2 protein-coding genes and 1 pseudogene are annotated in these 2445 nt (G+C 40.4%); all 3 read left to right on the forward strand.

Features of this window, described 5'->3' with window-relative positions; translation table 11 throughout:
- Nucleotides 1-1161: hypothetical protein (locus A3SI_RS16645; protein WP_009057822.1), on the forward strand; the 1161-nt coding region annotated here is incomplete at its 5' end.
- A gap of 461 nt (nt 1162-1622) precedes the next feature.
- Nucleotides 1623-1859 (forward strand): hypothetical protein, encoded by a 237-nt coding sequence (locus tag A3SI_RS19235; protein WP_162098488.1) that lies wholly within the window; start codon nt 1623-1625, stop codon nt 1857-1859.
- A 57-nt stretch (nt 1860-1916) separates the two neighbouring features.
- A pseudogene (locus A3SI_RS16650) lies at nt 1917-2445 on the forward strand (hypothetical protein); the annotation flags it as partial.

Genomic DNA, 2445 nt, shown 5'->3' on the forward strand with positions numbered 1-2445 from the left:
TTTGTGGTCTCTTTAAAAAGTAGAGAAGGAATTGGATGTCAGCGGTTGTTCTGGGATGATCCATTAAAGGACTTGATGAAAAAATTTCTCGATAACATGGGAAATACCTTTTACCCAGACCCTTTAGAAATAGATGTGTTCTATCAGGAAGTGATCGAAGAAGAGGGCAAGTATGTAGGATTCGCACGTGCGGCGGGTTACATGCACTATGCGGGCTATGATCGAGCGTTTTTTGATAAGGCAAAAAAATCAAGTGACGCAAGGGCCCATTACAATACCTTTTACCAGGTACAAAAGTCGGATTATCTCATGTTGCATTGCTTTATAGGAAGTGCCAGAAATGCTGTTAATTGGCTCATGGCACAGGAACCTTACCAGTATTTTGGCTTGAATCCCAACTGGTTTACGTATGAAGTATTGGGAGAAACGATTATAGACGATCGACCGGTGTATATACTGTCTTTTCATGCGTCGAGTAAAGCCTTTGATCGTGATATCAACAAATGGGGGCGATCGCATAAGAAAAAACTACAGCAAGGGGTATTCTATATCGATCAGCAGGATTATGGGCTTCATCGTATGCATTTAAAGTGGGAGAATGCGAATCCTACTACTACCAGAATGAATGTTTCAAGGCAGTATAAGCACACCATACTCGAAGAAAGTCTTAATGCCTATTATCGTCGAACGGAAGAAGGACGGTATGTATTTACTTATGTGAACCAATCTAGGAGTGCGATCGGCTATGGGTATAAGGGGGAGGGTTTTCATGAAGGGAAGCAGATGAGGGAGTTTGCTGAAATGTATGCATTAGCGTCTTCTCCAGGGAATTTATCTTATGATGAGTTAAGAGCGCGTTACTTGTATGGTCTGCGGGGGAGTGCTCCTCATTACAAGTTGAACTATTTAGCTGACTTATACAATGGTTGGATTTTCACTTCAGGTCGATCGACGTATGATCCTACATTTTGGGAGAAGTCGTCCTACCCACCTTTACCTGATGAGCAGCGGGTGCATGCAGATTTAGCCGAGCATCGGCCGTTAGAGGCGCAGTTTGCAGATTTCTCGAATATACAGCTCTACATCAATCCGTTGTTAAAACGTCGGCATAAGATTTCGGAAGAGCCTTATTGGAATCGACAGGAGTTGTATGCGTATTAATGGGTGGGTTTACAGGAGATGGAAATAGGAGTGTAAAGTCAAACTCATTTCTTTTCTAGTAGCAAAATGTGAAAATAACAATATTTGACATCGTTAATACTGTTCATGAGTAGTCGGAATTTATATTTAAGTTAGTGTTTATAATTTTATTTAGTTAATAGTATTTTTGAATAGTTTGTTCTTTAGTAGATTAAATAAAATTACTCAAAACGTTTTAGAGTGTCCTTTTGTTATTTCGATGTAATTTTAAATGCCTGGTTTATAGCTGATTATATTCCGAGCAAGAATTAATATTAGGATTTTCTTGCTTTTTAGTATAGGGGGGGGTACATTTAGTTGTTGAATGATTTTAGCGCTAAAGGTTGTTTTTCAGGCAGTTAAAGGTTAGCTGTTTCAGTGTTTGTTAAATTTTATTTCAAATGTAAAAAATAGTAGCATTATTCGTTTTAGGAGGGCTTTTGATGCTCTCGGTTGCAAATCTTCGTGCGCAAGTAGATCCTGTTACAGGGGGCATTGTTCTCGCCATACTCATAGTAGATGGAATTAAAGATGGCTGTGATAATTTAAGGGAATCTGGTGATTTGCAGCTACGTTGTAAAAATAAAGATTGCGTTCAAGTAGCCTGTATTTCTTTTAGAAAATCTTGTGATACCCCAGATGATTGTAGAAACAATCCTGAAGGGGGTTCTGAAAATTAATTTTGATTGTAAGTTGTGAGGGTGCTTGCTACCCTCACTTTTTTAATTTATTAAGATATGAAATATTATTACATGCTTTTGTTGCTCTTCTTGCTGGGATGTGCCGGGGAGCAGCGAACGACAAGCGAAGAGCTGTCTGTGGGCGACAGGTTTTCGCTTCAATTGGATACTGTTTTTGTTCAGCCGTCGCGGAGTTCGCAGGTGGGAAGATTTGAATGGGCGGACGGAGAGGTGCTGTACGTGGACCACTTGTATGGTTTTATAGAGTCGTATGCTCCTGATGGAACCTTTTTAAAGCGAAATCTGCGGCTCATGGAGGGGCCTGAGGAACTGGCTAGCATTAGTGCTGTTCATGCACATGCTGATGGTTTTCTGGTAAAGGGGCAAGGATGGACCTTCTACGAATACGACACAGACTGGCAGTTTCAAAAGAAATATACAGTGCATGCGGATGCAGACTTTGAGATAAGTGACTTGATACAAAATCCAGTAGCAAACTCCCCCATGATGTATGAGTTACAGCATTACAACGCGCATTTTCCTGTATCAGCTGACTACATTTATGCRAAGGTAGACTGCGAACATC

The sequence above is a fragment of the Nitritalea halalkaliphila LW7 genome (assembly GCF_000265075.1).
Lineage (GTDB): Bacteria > Bacteroidota > Bacteroidia > Cytophagales > Cyclobacteriaceae > Nitritalea > Nitritalea halalkaliphila.